We start from the raw sequence: 20,639 nt of genomic DNA on the forward strand, positions 1-20,639 counted from the left end.
ATGCACGTTCGTCCCGCAGAGCTTGCCGACGCCCCCGCAATCTCCGCCATCTACAATGCCGCCTCCGCTGCGAAGCCGGCCACTAACCTCGTCACCTGGCAGGAGTCCGTAGAGGACCGCGAAAAGTGGCTCGCGCAGATGGAGGAGGAAGGTTTTCCCGTCTATGTGGCCGTGGACGACGACGAAATCGTTGGCTGGGCCGCCTACTTCCAGTTTGTCACCCCGGCTATCTACTACGGCACGGCGGAGGACTCTATCTATATTGCGGAGTCTGCGCGCGGCATGGGCGTGGGCAGCGAGCTCATGGACACGCTCATGGATCACGCGAAGGAAAATGACTACGTGGAGACGATGATTACCTACATCGTGGACACCAACGAGTCCTCCATTGCCCTGCATAAAAAGTTCGGATTTGTGGAAACCGGCCGCATGCCCAATATCCACACCAAAGATGGCGTCCGCCTCGGTCTGGTGCACCTACAGCACGACTTCGACCGCCCCTAAAGCGGCTTGATTGACGCCCCACCCCAGCGACGGCACTGTCTTACGCCCCGCCTCAGTGACGGCACTGCCATTGTTGCCAAAGATCTGGCCAGATCTTGAGGCAAAGCGGGAAACTTTGGCAACAACGGCGACTTCGGCTTAAACAACTTATCCTGCGCTACGCGGTCACAGACGGCAAACGTGTTAAGCCGACGCTGCCTGAAGCGGCACAATATCGTCCAACTCAGCAAGAATTTTGTCTTCTGCGACGTCCAAGTCGTAGTGAGTCTGCAGCCCGAGCCAAAATTGTGGGGACATTCCAAAGTACTTGGCAAGGCGAAGAGCCGTATCGGCGGTAATAGCCCGCTTTCCGTGGACGATTTCGTTAATACGTCGAGGCGGGACCCCTATCGAAACAGCGAGTTTGTGTTGGGTAATCCCCATGCCCTTGAGAAAGTCCTCCATAAGGATTTCACCTGGGTGCACCGGGCGGAGCTTGTTAGTGGTAGTCAACGATCTCAACCTCCTCTGTCCCTAAAGCGGTCCACCGGAAGCAGATCCGCCATTGGTCATTGATACGAATACTATATTGACCCCGCCGATCGCCCTTCAAAGCTTCGAGCCTATTTCCTGGAGGAATCCGAAGCTCATCGAGCCTCTGAACGTAGCCCAATTGCCTCAGCTTGCGAAGAGCTACCGAGTGAATACGTGAATCAATCGAGAGCACCCTCTCTCGATTCCATAGACGCTCAGTGGCCCTATCCGCGAACGACTGAATCATAAACGCACCATACCCCCCTATAACGCAACACGTCAATAACGCGAGACGTTAACTCTATCTAACGTTGTAACACAAAAGCTACCCCAACTGTCGAGAACCGGCTAGGCGGCGAGCTCGTCGTCGATGTAGACATGCGTCGTCGCACGCAGGCCCACGACTAGCATGCACAAGCTGAGCACCATGAGTCCAATAAGCACAGCGGTCCAATCGCCGGTGGCCCCGCGCACCACTCCCACGGACAGCGGTACCAGGCCCGCTAGGATGTAGCCGCCCGGCTGAACGAAGCCGGACAACCGCGCGGTCGTCAGCGCGCTCCGCGTGCGGGCGGTGAGCAGCGCCAGCGCCAGCGGGAAACACATGCCGCCGATCCCCATGAGGCTGGCCCAGGCCAGCGGGGCGGCGTCCGCAGCCACGAGAACCCCACCCCACCCAGCGCATGTGCATAGCGCCAGCACAATAGGTACGGGTGTGAGGCGGTCCAAGCGAGAAATGAGCCACGGCATGACAACGCCGCCGGCAATGTTGAAGACACCGATGACGGCAAGTGCCACGCTGGCGGTGTTCTCACCCACGCCTTTTTCCACCAGCATGCGCGGTAGCCAGCCCATCTGGACATAGGCCATGGTGGACTGCAATCCAAAGAAAAAGAGCATGGCCACCGCTGTGGGCGAGGTGAACATGGGACGTTGCGCGCCCGCGCCATCAACCGTTCCGTGGGCGACGTCCCTTCCAGCCTGCGGAAGGACCACTATCCAAGCCACTAACTGGGCAATGGCGGGAAGACACCAGATCCACAACGCACCTTGCCACGATTTTTGTGTCACCGCGGACAGCGGGCCGAGGGCGCTGGAAACGCCCAACATCGTCGTGTAGGTGGTCATCAGCGCCACCAGCGTGCGGCCCGACCCATGCTGCTTGATCCATGCGGGAAGCAGCACATTTGCCAGCGCGATGCCGGCAACAACGCATAGGGTAAGCGCTACGAAAAGCGAAAAGCTACTTACCCATGGACGCAGGCCAAGCCCCACGACCAAGGCCAGCGTGCCGCCGGCCAAGGTACGGCTTAGCCCCACGCGGCGCGCGAGGGGAACCGCTGCCAAACCCATGGCCGCGAAGCACAGCCCCGGAAGTGCGGTAAGCAAACCCGCCTGGCCGGAGCTAATCCCGAAGAAGTCCTGGATCTGCCCCAGCACCGGTGCCACGGAGGCAATGCCCGAACGCAGGTTTAGCGCGGTCAGACAGACAACGACAAAGAGTAGGACGGGCGCCAGGGAGCGCCGAAACGCCGAGCCCACGCCTTTACTTCTGAACCGGGGCCCACTCTGGGCCGGTCTCACCGAGCTCCGGATCGAGCTTAGCCACCAACGGCTTCGGCTTCTGCAGCGCAGTACCCGGAGTAATGTCGACACGCTTCCACGCAGCCTGCTGCGCCGAGTAGTCACCGGTGATGATCGGGTAGGGATGGTTCTCCGGCGGGAGGTCTACGCCAACGAGCTCGACCGGCATATCATCGACCACGTCCTCAATGCGCGGCTGTGCGGCCCAGACGCCCTCACGCCCCAGGGTCTCGTGCACTTTCTGTGCGGTGAAGGGTAGGAACGGGGTCAGCATCACGTTGCAGTCGGAGACCACCTGCAGTGCGGTCCACAACACGGTGGCCAGACGCTCCCGCTGAGTCTCATCCTTGGCCAGCTTCCACGGCTCCATCGCAGCAACGTAGGCATTGGCCTCGCCGACGACGTGCATGATGGCGGTCATGGCCTGCTTGAACTTGGACTGCTCGAGGAATTCCGCGGCGGTGGTGAAGGTCTCCTTCGCCAGCGCCAGTATGTCCTTGTCTGCCGGCTCCAGCGCCGCAGGAGCCGGGACCTCGCCGAAGTTCTTGTGGGCCATCGACACCGTGCGGTTGACCAGGTTGCCCCAGCCGTTCGCAAGCTCGTTGTTGATGCGGCGCACGAACTCATCCCAGGTGAAGTCGGTGTCGTTGTTTTCCGGGCCAGCCACGGCAATGAAGTAGCGCAGCGCATCCGGGCCGAACTCCTCCAGGAAGTCCTTGACGTAGATAACGACGCCCTTGGAGGAGGAGAACTTAGAACCAGACATGGTCAGGTATTCCGAAGACACAATCTCCGTCGGCAGGTTGAGCTCACCATAGGTGTGCAGCTCACCGCCCTTGGAGCCTTTGCCCGCGTAACCCAAGAGTTCCGCTGGCCAGATTTGGGAGTGGAAGGTGATGTTGTCCTTGCCCTGGAAGTAGTAGTGACGCGCCTGCGGGTTCTGCCAGTAGTCCTTCCAGGCCTCCGGGTTACCGGTACGGTGGGCCCACTCGATGGAAGAAGACAGGTAACCAATCACCGCGTCGAACCACACATAGAGCTTCTTCGCGCCGTTGTCCTCCCAGCCTTCCACCGGGATGGGAATACCCCAGTCGATATCGCGGGTCATGGTGCGCGGGCGCATATCCTCCAGCAGGTTAAGGGAGAACTTGAGGACGTTCGGGCGCCAATCCTCACGGGTCTTCAGCCACTCTTCGAGGACGTCCTTGACCGCAGGCAGGTCCAGCAGGAAATGCTCGGTATCGATGAACTCTGGGGTTTCACCGTTGATCTTGGACACCGGGTTGATGAGATCTACCGGATCGAGCTGGTTGCCGCAGTTATCGCACTGGTCACCGCGCGCGCCTTCGGCGCCACACAGCGGGCAGGTGCCCTCGATATAACGGTCGGGCAAGGTACGGCCCGTGGACGGCGAAATAGCGCCTTGGGTGGTCTCCTTAAGCATGTAGCCGTTCTCGTACAGCCCCTTGAACAGCTCCTGCACCACGGCGTAGTGGTTGCGGGTGGTGGTGCGGGTAAAGAGATCATAAGACAGGCCGAGCCCAGCCAGATCAGTGACAATCTGACGGTTGTAGCGATCCGCCAGTTCACGAACCGTCACGCCTTCCTTATCCGCTTGCACGAGCAGCGGGGTGCCGTGCTCGTCGGTACCGGAAACCATGAGGACGTCGTTGCCACGCATTCGCTGGAAGCGGGCGAACACGTCGGAAGGAACGCCGAAACCCGCCACGTGTCCGATGTGGCGGGGTCCGTTGGCATAGGGCCAAGCAACATTAACGACAACTGTCTCAGTCATGGCCTCTACTCTATCGAACACCCCCTCACCGGCAATGCAGTGAGGGGGTGTATCAGAGAAATGCTCGCGCCAGAACTAGCTCTTGTTGCTGTGCTGGCGGCGGCGGGCCTTGAAGGCCTGTTCGCGCTGGAACTCGCGGTGGAGGCGACGCTCACGCGCCAGCTTGCGCTGGAAGGCCTGGGACTCGCGGTACTCGCGGTAAATCACGTCGTTACTCAAGTCCTTGAAAATAGCGAACATGAGTCCAACGAGGATAAAGAGGAATGGCAGTGCTGCCACGATGGTGACGTTCTGCAGGTTCGATAGGGAATCCTCGCTCGACAGCAGCAGGGTCAGGCCGACGGCTGCAGTGAGCACACCCCACGCTGCGGATAGCCACGGCTTAGCGGTGGTTGCACCGGACTGGGACATCGAGCCCATGACTGTCGACGCCGAGTCGGCCGACGTAATAAAGAACGTAGCCAGCAGCAGAGCGGCAACGATGCCTGCAATGAAACCACCAGGCAGGTTCTGCAAAAGGTTGAACAGCTCCTGCTCGGCAGATTCACCGGAGATAGAGTTGCCCTTCTGCTCCATGTGAATAGCGGTACCACCGAAGATGGCAAACCACACAGTGGAGACACCAGCCGGGACGAGAAGCACGCCAACGCAGAACTCGCGGACGGAACGACCACGGGAAATGCGGGCGAGGAACATACCCACGAACGGCGACCAGGAAACCCACCAAGCCCAGTAGAAGATGGTCCACGTCGACAGCCACTCACCAGCAGTTCCGTTGTCAGACTCGGCGGTACGAGCGATCATCTCAGTGAAGTTCGCCAGATAGTTACCAATGGAACCCGGAATCTGGTTCAGGATCGACACCGTGGGGCCAAAAATGAACACGAAAATGGCCAGCAGAGCCGCCAGAACCATGTTGGTGTTGGACAGGTACTGAATACCCTTACCCACGCCGGACATGGCAGATAGAAGGAAGGCCAAGGTCAAAACGAGAACGATGCCGATGACGACCTTCTGAGTCGGGTTCTCAATGATTCCGGAGGCTTCCAACCCGGCCTGAATCTGCATAGCGCCCAGTCCCAGTGAACATGCGGTACCGAAGACTGTGGCAAAGATGGCCAAGATATCAATGATCTTGCCAACGAAGCCATCGGCCGCGCGCTGACCGATCAGTGGCACGAAGGCTTGACTTAACAGCTGCTTACGGCCGATACGGAAGGTGGAATAGGCAATGGCGAGACCCACGATGGCATATACAGCCCACGGGTGCAGGGTCCAGTGGAACATGGCCGTGGCCATCGAAGTTCCTACCTCGTGCTCGCTATGGCCTGGGACACCGTTCTTAAAGTAATTAAGTGGCTCGGATGCGCCGTAGAACATCAAGCCGATGCCCATGCCGGCCGCGAACATCATCGCAATCCAAGAGACCGTGGAGAATTCCGGCTCTTCGTTGATCTTGCCCAAGCGAATGGTGCCGAACTTAGAAGCAGCAATGCAAATAACAAAAATAACGAAGATGGTCCCGAAGAGCACATAGGCCCATCCAAAGTTATTCACAACAAAGCTCAGCGCGTTACCAGAGAAGGAAGCAAAGCTCTCCGGCGCTGCCAAGCCCCATGCCACGATGGCAGCGATGAGCAGACCGGCGAACCCCACAATGGTCCAGTCAATCGGTGAATCGATGCCGCCGGGCCCAAACTCGTCGGTTTCTTCTTGTTCTTCTACTGGGGTAGCTGCAGCCGCAGGATCGAACGCCTTGTTGGTGAGCATATCCTGGAGCTGGCTCGTGGCTGAGGATGCCTCGAGGCGCTCGTCGACAGTGCGGTAGTCCTCCACCGCCGCCGGCGAGCTCTGTTCTTGGGAGGCAGCCGAAGACACCTCCGTGTCCTTCACATTGTCTGAATTGGTCGAGTCTGTCATACCTACCGACCTTGGTGCTGTCTCATCAACTAGTCAAACTAAATCAGAAACAAAAAGACTATTCGCCACATGCATTTCGGGCATATAGCGTTCCTCAAGCATCTGTCACGAGCTTCTTTACGCGACCGTTATTCCACTGCAACTGCCGGTTCTGTACCGCAACTGTGCAGCTTGCCAGCCTGTTTGGAAGCATTTCCGAGGTATGGCGTCCCTACCGCGCGCGCCGCGACCACGCCGGGTGACATAACGATGCCATAACGATTCCCGCGAAAGAGACGGCCATCACTTGTTCTTATTCGTGCAGCTCAGCCACGGGCAGCAAGGTAGGCATCATAAAGCTCACGATTGGACCACGCCGTTCCCGCGGCGGCTTGCTTGCAGGCATCCTTGGCCCGCACGCCGCGTTCAACCTCTGCGCGGACCTGCTCCACGAGGGTCTCCAACGACACGGGTGCGGCATCACCGCCCTCGATCACTACGGTGATCTCACCCCGCGCATTCTCTTGCGCCCATTCGGCAAGCTCGCCCAAGCAACCACGCTTAATCTCCTCATATGTCTTCGTCAGCTCGCGGCACACTGCAGCGCGACGGTCGGCGCCGAGGATCTCAGAGGCGTCGCCAAGCGTCTGCGCCAAACGGTGTGGGGACTCGAAGAAAGCAATAGCGCGCTGCTCCCCCACCAAGGACTCGAGCCACGCCTTACGCGGGCCGGGCTTGCGCGGCGGGAAAGCATCGAAGAGAAAGTGGCCTACCCCTAAGCCCGACAGGGCGAGGGCAGTCGGCACCGCAGAGGGCCCGGGGAAACACGTCACGGGCACGCCCGCCTCCACGGCGGCGGTCACGATGGAGTGCCCCGGATCAGAAACTACCGGCATGCCGGCATCCGACACGACAAGTACGGTTCCCGTCTGGGCAGCGGCGACCAACGTGCGTGAGCGCTCCTCCTCGTTGTGGTCGAAGTTGGAGACCACCTTGCCGCGGATTTCTACTCCTAACGCCTGGGCCAAGTTGCGGACACGGCGAGTATCCTCCGCGGCAATCACATCTGCGTGGCCCAAAGCGTGCATGAGACGGGCGGAAGCATCACCGGGGTTTCCCAGCGGCGTGGCGGCGAGGATGACACCGCGGGGCAGGGGTTCAAGCTGAAGACTCATACTCCCCAGCATTGCACATGCAAGCTAGACTCTTCCGGGTGAGTACCGCAACCCCTACAGATCGATCTGGCCGCCGCAAGCGCACGCGCCCCTCCGCCACGCGTGGCGCCCATACCCGGCCGGCACCGCCTGCCCCTCGGCCCTACACCTGGACCCGGGCCGACTCGATCAGCACTGCGATCATTGGTGTCTTGGCTTTTCTCACACGATTCATTGGTCTGGCTGCTCCGGTTTCTGAAGGCACACCCGTCTTCGACGAAAAGCACTACGTTCCGCAGGCCTGGGACATGGTCACCAGCTGGCACAACCTCTTCCTCGGCGGTATTGAATCTAACCCGGGCTACGGCTTGGTTGTGCATCCGCCGCTGGCCAAGCAGATCATCGCGATATCAGAAGCGCTTTTCGGCTATACCCCACTGGGATGGCGGGCCATGGCCGCGCTTTTCGGAGTGGGCACAGTAATGCTCACCATGGCGCTGGCTCGCCGCTTGTCTGGTTCGTGGCAGGTGGGATTCCTGGCTGGCCTGCTCGCCGTGTGCGATGGCGTACTGCTCGTAGCCTCCAAATTCGGAATGCTCGACATCTTCCAAGTCTTCTTTGTGGTTGCCGCCGCGTGGGCTTTGGCGCGGGATCACCAGCAGATGCGTGAGCGCCTCCACGCCGCCTTCGTGTCGGGGACCATGGGTGACTCCGACTTCGGGCCCCGTTTTGGGTTCCGGTGGTGGCGTTTTACGGCCGGCGTTTTCCTGGGGCTGACGTTGTCGGTCAAGTGGTCCGGCCTGTACTACATCATGTTCTTCGGTCTGATGAGCGTTTTCTCGGACCTCGCGCTGCGCCGCCTCTACGGCGTGCGCCGCTACATCGTGGGCACGCTGGTACGCGATACGCCAGCGGCCCTCGCCTCGATCGTCGCGGTTCCTGTGGCACTGTACACCTGGTCTTGGCGTGCGTGGTTCGCTGATGAAACCGCTGTTTACCGCCACGCCAAAGTAGACGGCACTATTGAAGAGGGCTCTTGGTTGCTCCATCTCCCCGAGCCACTCGCCGGCTGGTTTTACTACCACTCTTCCGTGTTGGAGTTTCATGCCTCTTTGACAACCTCCGGTGGGCACAGCCACCCCTGGGATTCCAAGCCGTGGGCTTGGTTGGTGGCTGCACGCCCTATCCTCTACTACTCCGCCACGGACATCTCCTGCGGGGACGGCAACTCCTGCCGCAAGATGCTGTATCTCTTTGGCACTCCCGCCATCTGGTGGCTGGTCATCCCAGCTGTGCTGTGGGGCCTGTGGTCCCTGCTCGTTCGCCGCAACCGCGCCTTCCTCATCCCGCTCGTGGGTGCCGCGGCGGGATTCCTGCCCTGGCTGGCCGTTTTCGACCGTCAAATGTATTTCTTTTACGCCACGGCGTTCATCCCATTTGTCATCGTGCTGATATCTCTGGCCTTGGGACAAATGATTGGGCGCGGCCGTGTTGTGCAGTGGCGCTGGCTCACAGGACTCTTTGGTACCGCGATGCCCTTGGGTACCTTCCTCACGGTGTGTTACGCCGCGCTCGTGGTGGCGATGTTCGCCTACTTCTCCCCGATTCTTTATGGATACCTCATACCGGATTCGTGGTACAGCTCCATGATGTGGCTGCCATCTTGGTCCTAACGCGGGCTAGCGGACAACGTCCGGTAAATATCCCGCAGCAGGAATCCCCGGTCCGCCGCCCAGGCCCAGCCCAAGCTGGCGGTGGCCAAGCCCGTGCCGATGAGGATATAAACCTGCCCCGCGGCGACGCTGCCCAGGGCAAAATCGCGCATGGTAAAACCGCACAGGAATGCGAACATCGTGCACGCTACCGGCAACAATCCAGGTGCCGAAGCGGGGCGCCATGCCGCAAAAGCCAAGCCACTTGCAAGGCCGAAACGCAGCGCCGCAGCCTCCATCAGCAGGTGCGCGCGCCCTGGGTCAGCCCCTTCCGCGAGGGTTCCTTCGCTCGATAAGGTGGTCAAACCTGAGGCACTAACAACGACCACGACCGCCCACACCAAAAACGCCAGGGACAACACTCCGAGGGATACTCGCGCCAACGTCAGCGACGCCTGCCGCGTGCTGGAAGCGCGCTGCCATTCCGGCTCCACGCCGGCGAGGATCACCTCAGACAAGTCTTGCGGCGGAACGCCTGCCGGTTCCACGAGGCTCAAGGAATGTGTTAGGGCTGCCGCCTTATCCCGGAAAGCCGCGCACTCGGGGCATCCCGATACGTGCGCTTCAATAACATCCGGTGAGAGCTGCGGGGCTTCCCCGTCCAGCTGTGCGGAAATGGCCGCCTGCACCTGCTCATGCGTCAGCACGGCTCAGCACCCCATCCACGCTGGCCCGGCCAGAGCCAAAAACGACAATCATGAGCAGCGACACGATGAGAACCAGCGGATACTCGACGCCACCATCGGCTGCAAAAAGGCCATTGCCCATGTGCACAAAATACAAAGCACAGGCCATGAGGAGAGCCAAAGCCCCCGCCACAAAGGTGGTGAGCAGGCCTACGACCAGCGCCGCGCCTCCCAGCATTTCTGCGAAGGCAGCCAAGTACGCGGAAGTATGCGGCTGCGGGACACCAAGTGCGGAAAACTGCCCGGTTATTTCATCCATTCCGCTAAAAAACATCTTGTCTACACCGTGCGCCACGAAGATGACTCCCAGTACCGCGCGGAAGATCAGGAGCGCGGCATCGCGTACGGCGGGTCTATTCATGGTTCATAGACTACCCTGGATGGCCACCTCTCTCCGAAAGGACTCCCTCCCAGCATGCACTTGTGGACTCCACTGGACACTCCCCTCGGCCGCCTCACCCTCGTAGGGTCCGCGCGAGGCTTATCGCAGGTGTATTTCCCTGACGAGGCCCCAAATCTCAACGGCCAGCGGCGCCTCACCGCTCGCTCAGATAGCGCCTGGTCGAGCGTTAAGGTTCTCGTCGCGGCCACCCAACAGATCACCGAATACTTCGCCGGCACGCGGCGAGACTTCGAGCTGCTACTCGACGTCCCTGCATCTCCTGACACCTTCCGCGCCCGAGCACAACGCGCGCTTCGTGATATTCCCTTCGGTGAGCGCTGGACCTATTCACGCCTTGCCTCCGCGGCTGGGAGCGCCCAAGCTGCCCGCGCCGCAGGCAGCGCCTGCGCCAGCAACCCTCTGCCTATCGTGGTGCCCTGCCACCGCGTCGTACCAGCAAGCGGCGGCTTGGGGTCTTACCGCGGGGGCGTTGCCGCAAAGCGGCTACTGCTGGAGCACGAAGCGGGGAACCAATGAGTGAGTATTACAGTCTAAAAAGGCATGACTAGTACACAAATGGCAAATGATACGAGACTTGTTTATGACGCGGCAGGGCTTGGCCGCCCCGCGTGGGCAATGACTTCCCCACTGCTCAAGGAGTATTACGACACTGAATGGGGCATGCCTGTCCACGAAGAATCCGCGCTGCTGGAACGCCTCTGTCTGGAAGGCTTCCAGGCAGGGCTGAGCTGGGAGCTAGTACTGCGCAAGCGTGATGCTTTCCGCGCTGCTTTCGTGGGGTTTGATGCGGACCTTCTGGCCAGCTTTGGTGAGGAGGAAGTCGAGCGTTTGATGAACAATCCAGGAATTATTCGCAACCGTCTCAAAATCAACGCGGTGCTCGCTAACGCGCGAGCCACGGTGGCCTTGCGCGAGCAGGGCGGGTTGGACGAATTCATATGGAGCTTCTTGCCTGAAGAAACCATCGCGCCGGAAAGCGAAGAAGATATCCCGAAATACACAAAAGAAGCCTTGGACATGTCCAAGGCTTTGAAGAAGGCCGGGTTCAAGTTCGTCGGCCCAGTGACCTGCTTTTCCCTCATGACGGCCATCGGGATGGTGGATGCCCACCTTCTGGGCTCACATCGCCGCGGGAGCTCGGGAGTGTGGTCGGCCTAGCGCTCAGCGCGCTTAGGCACAAGACACACTCGCGTGCCACTTAACCGACTCGCCGTGCCGCGAGATCATCACGCCGCTGGCGCGGGGAGGGATGGGGGCCGTCGAAACCACCGTCGGAATCATCCTCCGAGTACACCGGAAGGTAATCAAAATCCGGGCTTTCATCATCGATTTCCAAGATGAGGGCGCCCGGCCGGCGCAGGTTCGGCGGCAGCGACTCAGCAGGATTTTCCGCGTTGCGCACACCCAGGCGCGCACGGCGCAGGTGGTAGACGCGACGACGAAGTAGCTCCTGCTCGCGGCGCACTTGGGCGCGCAGCGCCACCAAGTAGACCGTGGTCACAACACCAGCGATGCCCGCCAACCACCACGTCCAACCGCCCACGACGATGCCCAGGCATACCGTTGCGACCACTGCCACGGCTAGGCCAATGAGCGTGCGCTGGCGGCGCTGGTAACGCGTGGCCGAAGCCTCCTTCTCCTTCACAGGATCCCAGCCGCCGCGGCCAAGACGGCGCTGCGCAAAGGCAACCTCTTCCGCGGAGAGCTCGGTATCGCTGCCATTGGTTTCAGGGTCCGCAGAGTTCGTATCTGCGACATCAATGCTCTCGCCGTCAACCGCTGTGGTCTCTTCCTGCTCCGGAGCATCATCAGCGCCGTCTGTTTCCTCGGCGCTGGAGTCCTCCGGCGTCTGGTCCAGAGAATCAATAGCTCCCGGGTACATCAAATCGACCGGAGAGGTATAGGAGTCATCCAAGCCGTAGGCATCTTCTGCGACACTAGCGTTGGCTGGAGCCGTGAAAACCTCGGCGGCGTTCGCTTCGACGCTCTCGATGTCATTATCGAGGTCGTGCTCTTTGTTGGCATCATGCTCAGGTTCCGCTGCTAGCTCGAAATCCTCTTCCGCATCTTCAGACTCAACAACTTCGCCGTCAATCGTGTCGGCGACATCTGGCTGCGCGGCAGCATCAGTCGCAGCGGTCTCAACACGGCCGGATTGAGAATCCTCGCTGACTCCTTCGGCCTCGACCAGCTCGTAGTCTGCCTCCTCAGCACCAGCCTGCGCCTCTGCCTGGGAACTCATGCGGATATCTTCCTTACCCAAGCGCGGCTTACGGCGGCCCGGCACGGAGCCGGAATCGCCTTCGAAGAGCACGCGGGTCTCTTCAAAGGCCTCACCTGTATGGCTCATCGGGCGTTGCGAACGCAAAAGCAACGGGGCGAGGATGAAGAGCCACAACACGATTACGAGAATGATCGGCACGGCAGTCATCATGCGGCTGTGTCCCACTTTCAGGGGTCGACGAAAAGGGAATATAACTAGGCCCCTACTCTAGCCGCCCAGCCCTGGCCTGTGGGCATCAACGAGCCCATAAATTACAAGGTTGTTACTTAAGTGAAAGCAGAGGTAGTTGACCAAAATATCGACCGGTTCAGCATTGGCTAAGCACCGCTGAGGCGGCCCGTCGCGCGCAAGCGCTCGACCGCCCCGGACGCAAAATCCTCACGGTTCAGTGCCAAGAAGTGGTGATCCCTCCACGCACCGTCGATATGCAGGTTCCGGCGCAGGAAGCCCTCATCCCGAAACCCGTTGCTGTGCAGTACCTTGCCGGAAGCAGGATTCTCCGGCAGATAGGTGGCCGTCACACGATGCAGCCCTACACGGTAAAAGGCATGGTCCACTCCGAGAGCGCAGGCGGCAGTAGCCACCCCCGCGCCGTGTACCGCGGAATGAACCCAATAGCCAATCCAGCACTCGCTGACCCCTCCGTGCTGGATATTGCCTAAGGTCAACTGACCCCGGAACTGCCCGTCGACATCAATGACGAGCGGCACCACCGTTCCGGCGCGAGCCGAATCACGCAGAAACATCAAGTGATTCCACCATGCCGACTGCGAATGTGCCGCATCCCATGACGTCGGCAGAGTCGGCTCCACCGGTTTAAGAAAATCCCTATCCTCGATGCGCTGCCACCGCCAAGACTCACCGTCCCGGCGCAGCAGGGGGCGCAGGCGCACTGTCGCGCCGCGCGGGAAGACACGAGATTCTCGCAATCGGACCGCAGGCGTAGCTTCTGGCCACCCCGGATGGTCGGGGTTTGCCTCACCGCTGGCGGGGGTGGAAAAGCGCCCCGCGGCGGTACCGAAAGGATCAAGCATGATGTCGGCGGTGACCAGCTAGGCGCGTTGGGTCAGGAACAGGACGTCCACCACGTCCCCGGGGCGGATCTCTGTAACTTCCTCCGGGATACGGATCATCGCGTTGGCCTCGGATAGTCCAGCCAGCAAATGCGCCGGCGCGCCAGCCGCGCCGCCCAGTCCTTCCACCAGGTAGTCGGAGGTGTCTGCATCTCGCATGAGCCGGGCACGAATATAGCCGCGGCGCCCCGGGCGGGATTCCATGTGATTAAGCACGCGTGCGCGCACCATGCGGCGTTGGCCGCTGCGCTTGCCCAGGGAGAGCCGGATCAGCGGGCGCACAAAGACCTCGAAGATCACCAGCGCGGATACCGGGTTCGAGGGCAACAGGAAGGTCGGGATGCGCTCCTCACCCAACAACCCGAAGCCCTGGACCGAGCCTGGGTGCATGGCTACGCGTGAGGTATCCACGTCTCCCAACTCATCGAGGACCTCGCGGATTTCTTCCGAACCCGCACCGCCCACGGCGCCGGAGATCACCAGTACCTCGCTGCGCGCCAGGTAGGTTTCCAAGGCCTCGCGCACGCGGCGCGGCTCACCGGCGGCAATGCCGACGCGATGCACATCCGCTCCGGCTTCCTTCGCGGCTGCTGCAAGCGAATAAGAGTTCACGTCGAAGACTTGACCCAGGCCGGGTTCGCGGTCGACGTCGACAAGCTCCTTGCCATAGGACACGATGGTCACGCGTGGACGCGGATACGCCAAGACCTTTGAGCGCCCCACAGCCGCGAGCAAGCCAATCTGTGCTGGGCCCAGGATGGTTCCGGAAGACACGGCAACATCCCCGGGCTGAATGTCATCGCCCACGCGGCGCACGAAGTCGCCCGAGCGTACCGGGCGGTGGGAGGTCACGCGCTTACGGCCGCGGTCCGTCCATTCGAGGGGAAGGACGGCGTCGGCAAGCGTCGGCAACGGCGCACCCGTGTAGACGCGCACCGCTTGCTTGGGCTGCAAACGCAAAGGCTGGCGCGAACCTGCGGGAACCTCCCCCACTACAGGCAGAGAACGTTCAACCTCCGTCTCCGTGATGGGAGCATCCGCGTCCTCGGAGTCGTGGCGCGAGCGCGCTTTGAGGGCTTTTTCTCCCCCGACGTCTACGGCACGCACGGCGTAGCCATCAATGGCTGCTTGCGGAAAGCCCGGAAGCGGCTGGTTTGCCTGCACCTCCTCCGCACACTTGAGACCTAGGGCATTCGCGATGGCGATGCGTACCGGTTCAGGTGTCATCGCTGCATCAAGAATGAACGCCATCTGGTCATCGACCGAACGCATGTACCGCCTGCCTTTACTCTGGGGTATGTGGGGCCTAAAGGGATGGAAGTTACTGGAGTAGAGCTTAGCGCGCTGGACGTGTGAAGGCTTAGCCCTTCAACCCCTTTTCTTCTTCGTAGTCCTCCACAATCTTCTTGATTGCCTTGTAGAGCGCAGGACCGTACTTCTCATCACGCAGACCAAAGTCAACGTTGGCCGGGATGTAGCCGCCCGGGTTGCCCAAGTCGTGGCGCTTACCCTGGTGGACTACGACGTGAACGGGGTGCCCCTCCTTAATAAGGAGCTCGATGGCGTCAGTCAGCTGCAGTTCCCCACCCTTACCTGGCTCGATACGGCGAAGGGCATCAAAAATCTTCCTATCGAGCAGGTAGCGCCCAGTAGCCACGAGATTCGAGGGCGCATCAGCCGGGTCCGGTTTTTCCACCATGCCCACGACCTTCTTCACTCCCGGCGCGTTCGTGTCCTCGACGTCGAAGACGCCGTAGTTATAGGTCTCTTCGCGCGACACCTCGAAGGCGCACAGCACGCTACCACCCAGCGCTGCACGAACGCGGGCCATCTCCCCCATGACGGTGGCCGGCAGGACAATGTCATCCGGGAGCATGACGGCGAAGAATTCTTCGTCATCCTCCAGCACAGATTCCGCCAAGCCCACCGCGTGGCCCAGGCCCAGCGGCTTTTCCTGTTCCACGGAAATCGGGTGGATCAACTGAGCAGCGCGCTTGACCTTGGCTACCTGCTCATCTTTGCCGCGGGCGTCGAGGGTCTCGACGAGATCGGGGAACTCCTCGAAGTGCCGCATCACTTCCTGTTTGTTCGGCGCGGTAATCACCGCAAGGCGCTGGGCGCCCACGGACGCGGCCTCTTCCGCGATGAGTTCAATGCCCGGCGTATCAACGACGGGGAGCAGCTCCTTCGGCACGGTCTTGGTGGCGGGCAAAAAGCGAGTGCCCATGCCAGCAGCGGGGACAACGACCGTAGTGATCCCGGTATGGGAATCCTCGTGTGCAATAGCCATAATTTCCACTTTACAATGCAGCCCCCGCGCCCCCGTGCTGCGCTACGCCATCCCGCTATGATTAAAGCCCATGACGACCTCCCACAAGGACGCCTTAAGATCCTTACTCCTTAACGCCCGGCGCGAGCGCAGCGCCGAGCAGCGCGCTGATGACAATGCCGCGTGGTGCACCGGCGTGGGTGAGTTGCTCACTCCCGCGATGCGAGTTGCCGCCTACCACCCACTGGGCACAGAGCCCGGCGGGCCCAACTTCGTAGAGACTGTGGCAACACTCTGCAAGGAGGTTTACCTGCCCATTTCCGGCAAAGACGGTGAGCTTTTATGGACGCTGTATGGCGGGCCGGAGGCCATGTGCCCGGGGGCATTAGGGATTGCAGAGCCCGTCGGGCAACGCCACAGTAGCGATATCTTGGCGCACCTCGACCTCATCTTGGCGCCCGCGATGGCGGTGAGCGAGTCAGGCATGCGCCTCGGAAAAGGCGCCGGCTACTACGACCGCGCGCTCACCCCGCTACCCACTGGGCACCCGCCCGTCGTCGCGCTAGTTCACTCCACCGAGGTCCGCGAGGTTCCTTTCGAGGAGCACGACCGGCCAGTCGATGGCATCCTCACCGAGCGCGGAATGCGCTGGCTGTAGCCAGCACCCTTGTCTCGCACGCTTCGTTGGCTTGTGCGCTTTCCATCGATTTTTCGGGAACCATACGGCGCCGCGTGCAGTCTAAAAAGGCATGGGTTTTCTTCACGTTCTGCGCACTCCGGGGCATCAACGTAGCGTTATCCTTCGCCGCATAGCAGCCACAGTCTTGCTCCTTGCCGCGGCGGCGAGTGCCCTCGCCTCTACCCGCGAGCAGCCCCGCGTCGTGGTCATGGCCCGGGACGTCGCCGCTGGCGAGACGCTGGCGCTAAGCGATGTCTCCGTGGCGCGCGTCCCCTCCTCCGCTCTGCCCGCCACGGCGTTGGGGAGCAACCCGGAAGATGCAGTAGGGCGTGTTCTGGTGGCAGCGGCTAGCGCCGGTGAAATCCTCACCAGCACCCGCCTTCTCAGCTCTGATCTCATCGCGGATTTCGGGATGGAGGACGGCCACCTCATCCCGCTTACCCTGGCTGAGCCAGAAATTGGCCGAAACCTCCATCACGGCGATACAGTCAATATCGTCAGCACGGTCGACGACAGCGACGACATTTCTGCTCCCACTCGTGGCTCGACAATTGCACGGGGCGCACGCGTCGTATCGGTGGGCACTGACGAAGAAGATGCGCGCACGCACACACTCCTCGTCGCCCTTCCTGCTGAGGCAGCCGAAGCCGTCGCGGCCGCTTCTCTTACACAACCGCTCACGGTTGTCATTGTGGGCGACCGCGCCCACAGTTAAGCCATGTTGTGAAGATCATCGCGTTTGCACTGGTAAACCTCCACAAGATGTTGCCACGACATGAAAACTCTGCCTACTATAGGCACATCCACTCGGGCGCTTTATGCTCTTGCAGTCTCGTGACTGCCGCGCGACCCCCGCGGCACCACCTGCAGGATGGCGCACAGAAGTGGCTTTCGCTATTCCAGTATTTCCACATGCTTCGTCTTCCGTTGGAGTCCCTGCGCATCTAGAGCCTCTCTTAGAGAGCATTATTGCTCTATGCCTGCTTTTCTCCGACTTCTCTGAACAGCGCGCCTGCACACAGTGCGGACTACACAAAGCAGACGCTTAAGACACAAGAAGCACCTACCCCCCGTAGATAGGACAACCACCACCATGCTCAAGGGCTTTAAAGATTTCATCCTGCGCGGCAACGTCATCGAGTTGGCCGTAGCAGTCATCATCGGTGCCGCCTTCACCGCGATCGTTACCTCCATCACCGATCACATCATCCAGCCGCTGATTAACTCCCTCGGCTCCCCAGACTTTGGTGGCTTGGGCTTCGCAATTACCGATAACCCGGAGACCTTCCTGGACTTCGGTGCAGTCATCACCGCCCTTATCAACTTCCTCATCGTTGCCGCTGTCATCTACTTCGTCATCGTTGCTCCGATCAACGCCGTCACCGAGCACGCAAAGCGCCGCCAGGGCGTTGACCCGGAGGAGCCGGCTCCGACCACCGAGCAGCTACTCGGCGAGATCCGCGACCTGCTCGCTGCTGAAAACGGTGGCACGACCACCAACAAGCCTGGCTCCAACATCTAAGCCAGAAGCCCCAAGCCTAAAAATCCCGCAGAACCGGCATTTCGCCGGAGTTCTGCGGGATTTTCTTTTGCCTTCACACGCTGCTCACGCACTACTGTGTGGTGCCAAAATGCGGCGGCATGTTCTCGCGGTAGAAGGCCTCCCCCGTGACCTCGTCCTCGTTGTCACCACCGGGGCCGCCTGCGTCCATATCAAAGCTCACGGTGCGCAGCTCATCGGCCCCTGCGGCGGAAGAAGAGCCAGCGGCCCCAGACATTGGCCCGTGAGGGACATCGAAGCTGCGGTCGTAATTCTTGGCGGTCGACGGACGTTTCACGCGACGGCGCGCCCGCGGGGTACGCGGTGTGGGCTCGGCCATTAGACGCTGGATTTCTGCAGCTGATCAACGAGGTGATGCACCAACGGCGTCAAAGTGGCCATGCCATCGCGCACCGCCGCGCGGGAAGAAGCGACGTTGACGATGACCGTTGACCCAGACACGCCCGAAATGCCGCGGGAGGTGCACGCATCCACCGCGCCACAAGCCTGGCCGGAAGAGCGCAACGCTTGCGCCACGCCCGGAACCATTTGGTCCAACACCGCGCGGGTTGCCTCCGGGGTCTTATCACGCGGGCCGACTCCCGTGCCGCCAATCGTGAGCACCAGGTCTACTCCCCCGACCACGCCGGTTTCGATAGCCTGCCGGATCTTGGACTTCTTCGAGCGGACGATCACTGCACCGTCAACGGTGAACTCGGCTTCAGCCAGCAATTCACCGGCCAAGCGCGATGTGTCCTGGGCCGCTTCATCCGGGTGATCGGTGACGATCACAACGAGCGCGCGGCGCGGCGCTTGAACGCTTTGCTCTTGTTCGCTGGCAATGAGGAAGGCGTCATCGGGTTCGGTAACATCATCGAGTTCGCGTGAGGCATCGCGCCCCAACAGCTCGGTTGCGTCGGTGTTGTCTGCCACGGAGGTTCTCCTTAAAGGTGGGACGGAATCTTCCGGAAGTAGTTTCTTGAAAAGGTGTCAGGGTGCGAGGTTCACGCGGTGCTGGCGCACCGCCCAAGTATTTGTAAACTTACTCGCTTGCCAGCGTTACCTCTACCTTTCTCGCATCTTCGCTGTCGCGACTCTTCACCTCGAGAGTGACGGTTGCACCAAACTCCTGGGAACGGGTTGCCGCGATCAGGGCATCAGAGCTTTCAATGAGGCGCTCATTAACGCGGGTGACCACGTCACCGGACTTCAGCCCTGCCTTATCAGCCGGGCTATCAGGTTCCACGTCGACGATTTCTGCGCCTTGGGTCTCGCTCTGCGCGCGAACCTTAACGCCCAAGGTGGGGTGCTTGACCCTGCCGTTATTGATGAGCTCATCGGCCATGCGCTTGGCAAAGTTCGAAGGAATTGCAAATCCCAAACCAATGGAACCGCCTTCGGAACTCGAGCCCCTCGACAGCGAGGCAATCATCGAGTTCATGCCAATGATGTTGCCCTCCATGTCCACCAAGGGGCCACCGGAGTTACCGGGGTTTACGGCTGCGTCGGTCTGAATAGCGTCGATCAGCGAGGACTCCCCGCCTTCCTGCGAGGCACGAACAGGGCGGTTCTTGGCTGACACAATTCCCGACGTTACCGTTGCGTTGAGCCCCAGCGGGGAACCAACTGCGACTACTTCTTGCCCCACTGCAGCAGCGTCCGAATCCCCAAACTGAAGGTAGGGCAGGTCATTGGCATCATCAATCTTGATGACGCCAACATCCGTCGTCGCATCCGACGCAACAAATGTAGCGCTATGACGCGAGCCGTCATTCATTGTCACCTCTAGGCGCCCTCCTTGGTCCGCACCGGCAACCACGTGGTGGTTGGTCAGCACATAGCCATCCGGGGAAATGATGGATCCGGAGCCCTCAGCACCACCCGAGCGGGTTATGGAGTAAATGGAGACCACTGCCGGGAGAACCTTCGACGCTACTTCTTCCACAGAGCCATCAGCCGGCTCTTGGCCGGTGCTATTTGCCACTGGCTGACGTTCCAATACTTCGTTGACGGTCGAAGTGGAAGACTTGTCCTTGCCCGCCGCGCCGACCACCGCACCGGTGACACCGCCAGCAGCGACGGCTGCGACGAGCATCATTGCCAGCGCAGTGCCCAGACCTACTTTGCGCTTATTCTTCTGATCGCGGCCCGGCTGCACGCCGTGCACGCCCGCACCTTGTTGTCCTGCATAAGGCTGCGTCGGATTCTGCAACTGCTGGCTGCTCTGATTGGGTTGGCCGAAGCCGTAGCCCGCTCCGCCATAAGGCGCTTGCGCGCCGTAGGGAACCTGGGAGGGCTGAGCACCAAACAAAGGTCGGTTCCCCTGCCCCTGCTGGCCCCCATAAGGGGCCTGCCCGCCAGACTCCCACGAGTTGGTGCGCGGTTGATTCCAACCATTCGATTCGCTTCCCGCCGAAGATGCCTCGCCGCGCTGTTGCGCCTGCCCCCGTCCATCAGAGTTCAGCGGGTTATCCATGGGACTATCCATGTTCGAATTCCTCATATTCATATCAGGTAGTGTGCTCTTTCAAGCTGGTGCGCATC

At 60.8% G+C, this 20,639-nt stretch carries 22 protein-coding genes; 7 read left to right on the forward strand and 15 right to left on the reverse strand.

What is annotated here, in order from left to right; translation table 11 throughout:
• On the forward strand, positions 1-504 hold the full coding sequence (locus HMPREF3147_RS10180) for a GNAT family N-acetyltransferase (RefSeq protein WP_070447197.1): 504 nt from the start codon (positions 1-3) through the stop codon (positions 502-504).
• Between the two features lie 183 nt (positions 505-687).
• Here HMPREF3147_RS10180 and HMPREF3147_RS10185 read toward each other — a convergent pair whose 3' ends face one another.
• The 6 genes from HMPREF3147_RS10185 to rsmI all read right to left on the reverse strand — a co-directional run bounded on the left by HMPREF3147_RS10185 (position 688) and on the right by rsmI (position 7,470).
• Positions 688-948 (reverse strand): HigA family addiction module antitoxin, encoded by a 261-nt coding sequence (locus tag HMPREF3147_RS10185; RefSeq protein WP_070447199.1) that lies wholly within the window; start codon positions 946-948, stop codon positions 688-690.
• 34 nt (positions 949-982) lie between these two features.
• The gene (locus HMPREF3147_RS10190; RefSeq protein ID WP_070447200.1) at positions 983-1,264 is read right to left on the reverse strand and encodes a type II toxin-antitoxin system RelE/ParE family toxin; all 282 of its coding nucleotides are present in this window, start codon (positions 1,262-1,264) and stop codon (positions 983-985) included.
• A 101-nt stretch (positions 1,265-1,365) separates the two neighbouring features.
• The gene (locus HMPREF3147_RS10195) at positions 1,366-2,559 is read right to left on the reverse strand and encodes an MFS transporter (protein WP_070447202.1); all 1,194 of its coding nucleotides are present in this window, start codon (positions 2,557-2,559) and stop codon (positions 1,366-1,368) included.
• Positions 2,560-2,563: 4 nt separating this feature from the next.
• On the reverse strand, positions 2,564-4,396 hold the full coding sequence (gene metG / locus HMPREF3147_RS10200; RefSeq protein ID WP_070447204.1) for a methionine--tRNA ligase: 1,833 nt from the start codon (positions 4,394-4,396) through the stop codon (positions 2,564-2,566).
• Between the two features lie 75 nt (positions 4,397-4,471).
• Positions 4,472-6,316 (reverse strand): BCCT family transporter, encoded by a 1,845-nt coding sequence (locus HMPREF3147_RS10205; protein WP_070447206.1) that lies wholly within the window; start codon positions 6,314-6,316, stop codon positions 4,472-4,474.
• Between the two features lie 305 nt (positions 6,317-6,621).
• Entirely contained in the window at positions 6,622-7,470 is an 849-nt protein-coding gene (gene rsmI, locus HMPREF3147_RS10210; protein WP_070447208.1) for a 16S rRNA (cytidine(1402)-2'-O)-methyltransferase, read from the reverse strand.
• Positions 7,471-7,508: 38 nt separating this feature from the next.
• Between rsmI and HMPREF3147_RS10215 the strand changes: the two genes are divergently transcribed.
• Positions 7,509-9,122 carry a dolichyl-phosphate-mannose--protein mannosyltransferase gene (locus HMPREF3147_RS10215; protein WP_070447210.1) on the forward strand — a complete coding sequence of 538 codons (1,614 nt, stop codon included), beginning with the start codon at positions 7,509-7,511 and terminating at the stop codon, positions 9,120-9,122.
• Here HMPREF3147_RS10215 and HMPREF3147_RS10220 read toward each other — a convergent pair.
• Together HMPREF3147_RS10220 and HMPREF3147_RS10225 are read right to left on the reverse strand one after the other, a co-directional pair.
• Positions 9,119-9,808, reverse strand: coding sequence for a zf-HC2 domain-containing protein (locus HMPREF3147_RS10220; protein ID WP_070447212.1), 690 nt, complete (start codon positions 9,806-9,808; stop codon positions 9,119-9,121). The genes HMPREF3147_RS10215 and HMPREF3147_RS10220 overlap by 4 nt on opposite strands.
• Complete coding sequence (locus HMPREF3147_RS10225; protein WP_010187578.1) at positions 9,795-10,208, reverse strand: DoxX family protein; 414 nt, start codon at positions 10,206-10,208, stop codon at positions 9,795-9,797. The genes HMPREF3147_RS10220 and HMPREF3147_RS10225 overlap by 14 nt, the downstream gene beginning before the upstream one ends.
• A gap of 54 nt (positions 10,209-10,262) precedes the next feature.
• Here HMPREF3147_RS10225 and HMPREF3147_RS10230 point away from each other — a divergent pair, with 54 nt between their 5' ends.
• Together HMPREF3147_RS10230 and HMPREF3147_RS10235 are read left to right on the forward strand one after the other, a co-directional pair.
• Positions 10,263-10,766 (forward strand): methylated-DNA--[protein]-cysteine S-methyltransferase, encoded by a 504-nt coding sequence (locus tag HMPREF3147_RS10230; RefSeq protein WP_070447214.1) that lies wholly within the window; start codon positions 10,263-10,265, stop codon positions 10,764-10,766.
• Positions 10,767-10,790: 24 nt separating this feature from the next.
• A complete protein-coding gene (locus tag HMPREF3147_RS10235; protein WP_083276489.1) occupies positions 10,791-11,408 on the forward strand; it encodes a DNA-3-methyladenine glycosylase I in 618 nt (205 codons plus the stop codon).
• 40 nt (positions 11,409-11,448) lie between these two features.
• Here HMPREF3147_RS10235 and glpR read toward each other — a convergent pair whose 3' ends face one another.
• From glpR to HMPREF3147_RS10255, 4 genes are all read right to left on the reverse strand, one after another.
• On the reverse strand, positions 11,449-12,681 hold the full coding sequence (gene glpR, locus HMPREF3147_RS10240) for a divisome protein SepX/GlpR (protein WP_246815774.1): 1,233 nt from the start codon (positions 12,679-12,681) through the stop codon (positions 11,449-11,451).
• Between the two features lie 170 nt (positions 12,682-12,851).
• Positions 12,852-13,568 carry a GNAT family N-acetyltransferase gene (locus tag HMPREF3147_RS10245; protein WP_070447220.1) on the reverse strand — a complete coding sequence of 239 codons (717 nt, stop codon included), beginning with the start codon at positions 13,566-13,568 and terminating at the stop codon, positions 12,852-12,854.
• Positions 13,569-13,586: 18 nt separating this feature from the next.
• Entirely contained in the window at positions 13,587-14,879 is a 1,293-nt protein-coding gene (glp, locus tag HMPREF3147_RS10250; RefSeq protein WP_070447222.1) for a molybdotransferase-like divisome protein Glp, read from the reverse strand.
• An 88-nt stretch (positions 14,880-14,967) separates the two neighbouring features.
• Positions 14,968-15,897 (reverse strand): UTP--glucose-1-phosphate uridylyltransferase, encoded by a 930-nt coding sequence (locus HMPREF3147_RS10255; RefSeq protein WP_070447224.1) that lies wholly within the window; start codon positions 15,895-15,897, stop codon positions 14,968-14,970.
• Between the two features lie 70 nt (positions 15,898-15,967).
• Between HMPREF3147_RS10255 and HMPREF3147_RS10260 the strand changes: the two genes are divergently transcribed.
• The 3 genes from HMPREF3147_RS10260 (at position 15,968) to mscL (ending at position 18,077) form a co-directional block, all read left to right on the forward strand.
• Positions 15,968-16,534: a 5-formyltetrahydrofolate cyclo-ligase gene (locus tag HMPREF3147_RS10260; protein ID WP_070447226.1), complete on the forward strand. Its 567-nt coding sequence runs from the start codon at positions 15,968-15,970 to the stop codon at positions 16,532-16,534.
• 91 nt (positions 16,535-16,625) lie between these two features.
• Positions 16,626-17,270 (forward strand): SAF domain-containing protein, encoded by a 645-nt coding sequence (locus HMPREF3147_RS10265; RefSeq protein WP_070447228.1) that lies wholly within the window; start codon positions 16,626-16,628, stop codon positions 17,268-17,270.
• 378 nt (positions 17,271-17,648) lie between these two features.
• Positions 17,649-18,077 (forward strand): large conductance mechanosensitive channel protein MscL, encoded by a 429-nt coding sequence (gene mscL, locus HMPREF3147_RS10270; RefSeq protein ID WP_070447230.1) that lies wholly within the window; start codon positions 17,649-17,651, stop codon positions 18,075-18,077.
• A 91-nt stretch (positions 18,078-18,168) separates the two neighbouring features.
• On the opposite strand, the gene HMPREF3147_RS10275 is transcribed toward mscL, so the two are convergent.
• The 3 genes from HMPREF3147_RS10275 to HMPREF3147_RS10285 all read right to left on the reverse strand — a co-directional run bounded on the left by HMPREF3147_RS10275 (position 18,169) and on the right by HMPREF3147_RS10285 (position 20,583).
• Positions 18,169-18,435 carry a hypothetical protein gene (locus tag HMPREF3147_RS10275; RefSeq protein WP_070447232.1) on the reverse strand — a complete coding sequence of 89 codons (267 nt, stop codon included), beginning with the start codon at positions 18,433-18,435 and terminating at the stop codon, positions 18,169-18,171.
• Positions 18,435-19,028: a MogA/MoaB family molybdenum cofactor biosynthesis protein gene (locus HMPREF3147_RS10280; RefSeq protein ID WP_010187605.1), complete on the reverse strand. Its 594-nt coding sequence runs from the start codon at positions 19,026-19,028 to the stop codon at positions 18,435-18,437. Before HMPREF3147_RS10280 ends, HMPREF3147_RS10275 begins: the two co-directional genes overlap by 1 nt.
• A 109-nt stretch (positions 19,029-19,137) precedes the next feature.
• The gene (locus HMPREF3147_RS10285; protein ID WP_070731063.1) at positions 19,138-20,583 is read right to left on the reverse strand and encodes a S1C family serine protease; all 1,446 of its coding nucleotides are present in this window, start codon (positions 20,581-20,583) and stop codon (positions 19,138-19,140) included.
• Positions 20,584-20,639: the final 56 nt, after the last annotated feature.

This window comes from Corynebacterium sp. HMSC05D03 (assembly GCF_001807205.1).
GTDB classification, from domain to species: Bacteria; Actinomycetota; Actinomycetes; order Mycobacteriales; family Mycobacteriaceae; genus Corynebacterium; species Corynebacterium aurimucosum.

Bases quoted from the DNA above. Each gene is read 5' to 3' on its own strand.
- HMPREF3147_RS10245 (WP_070447220.1), bottom strand. From the start codon at position 13,568: ATGCTTGATCCTTTCGGTACCGCCGCGGGGCGCTTTTCCACCCCCGCC.
- HMPREF3147_RS10225 (WP_010187578.1), bottom strand. From the start codon at position 10,208: ATGAATAGACCCGCCGTACGCGATGCCGCGCTCCTGATCTTCCGCGCG.
- HMPREF3147_RS10265 (WP_070447228.1), top strand. From the start codon at position 16,626: ATGGGTTTTCTTCACGTTCTGCGCACTCCGGGGCATCAACGTAGCGTT.
- HMPREF3147_RS10180 (WP_070447197.1), top strand. From the start codon at position 1: ATGCACGTTCGTCCCGCAGAGCTTGCCGACGCCCCCGCAATCTCCGCC.
- HMPREF3147_RS10255 (WP_070447224.1), bottom strand. From the start codon at position 15,897: ATGGCTATTGCACACGAGGATTCCCATACCGGGATCACTACGGTCGTT.
- HMPREF3147_RS10260 (WP_070447226.1), top strand. From the start codon at position 15,968: ATGACGACCTCCCACAAGGACGCCTTAAGATCCTTACTCCTTAACGCC.
- glp (WP_070447222.1), bottom strand. From the start codon at position 14,879: ATGCGTTCGGTCGATGACCAGATGGCGTTCATTCTTGATGCAGCGATG.
- rsmI (WP_070447208.1), bottom strand. From the start codon at position 7,470: ATGAGTCTTCAGCTTGAACCCCTGCCCCGCGGTGTCATCCTCGCCGCC.
- HMPREF3147_RS10285 (WP_070731063.1), bottom strand. From the start codon at position 20,583: ATGGATAGTCCCATGGATAACCCGCTGAACTCTGATGGACGGGGGCAG.
- metG (WP_070447204.1), bottom strand. From the start codon at position 4,396: ATGACTGAGACAGTTGTCGTTAATGTTGCTTGGCCCTATGCCAACGGA.
- HMPREF3147_RS10205 (WP_070447206.1), bottom strand. From the start codon at position 6,316: ATGACAGACTCGACCAATTCAGACAATGTGAAGGACACGGAGGTGTCT.
- HMPREF3147_RS10190 (WP_070447200.1), bottom strand. From the start codon at position 1,264: ATGATTCAGTCGTTCGCGGATAGGGCCACTGAGCGTCTATGGAATCGA.
- mscL (WP_070447230.1), top strand. From the start codon at position 17,649: ATGCTCAAGGGCTTTAAAGATTTCATCCTGCGCGGCAACGTCATCGAG.
- HMPREF3147_RS10230 (WP_070447214.1), top strand. From the start codon at position 10,263: ATGCACTTGTGGACTCCACTGGACACTCCCCTCGGCCGCCTCACCCTC.
- HMPREF3147_RS10275 (WP_070447232.1), bottom strand. From the start codon at position 18,435: ATGGCCGAGCCCACACCGCGTACCCCGCGGGCGCGCCGTCGCGTGAAA.
- HMPREF3147_RS10235 (WP_083276489.1), top strand. From the start codon at position 10,791: ATGACTAGTACACAAATGGCAAATGATACGAGACTTGTTTATGACGCG.
- glpR (WP_246815774.1), bottom strand. From the start codon at position 12,681: ATGACTGCCGTGCCGATCATTCTCGTAATCGTGTTGTGGCTCTTCATC.
- HMPREF3147_RS10185 (WP_070447199.1), bottom strand. From the start codon at position 948: ATGGAGGACTTTCTCAAGGGCATGGGGATTACCCAACACAAACTCGCT.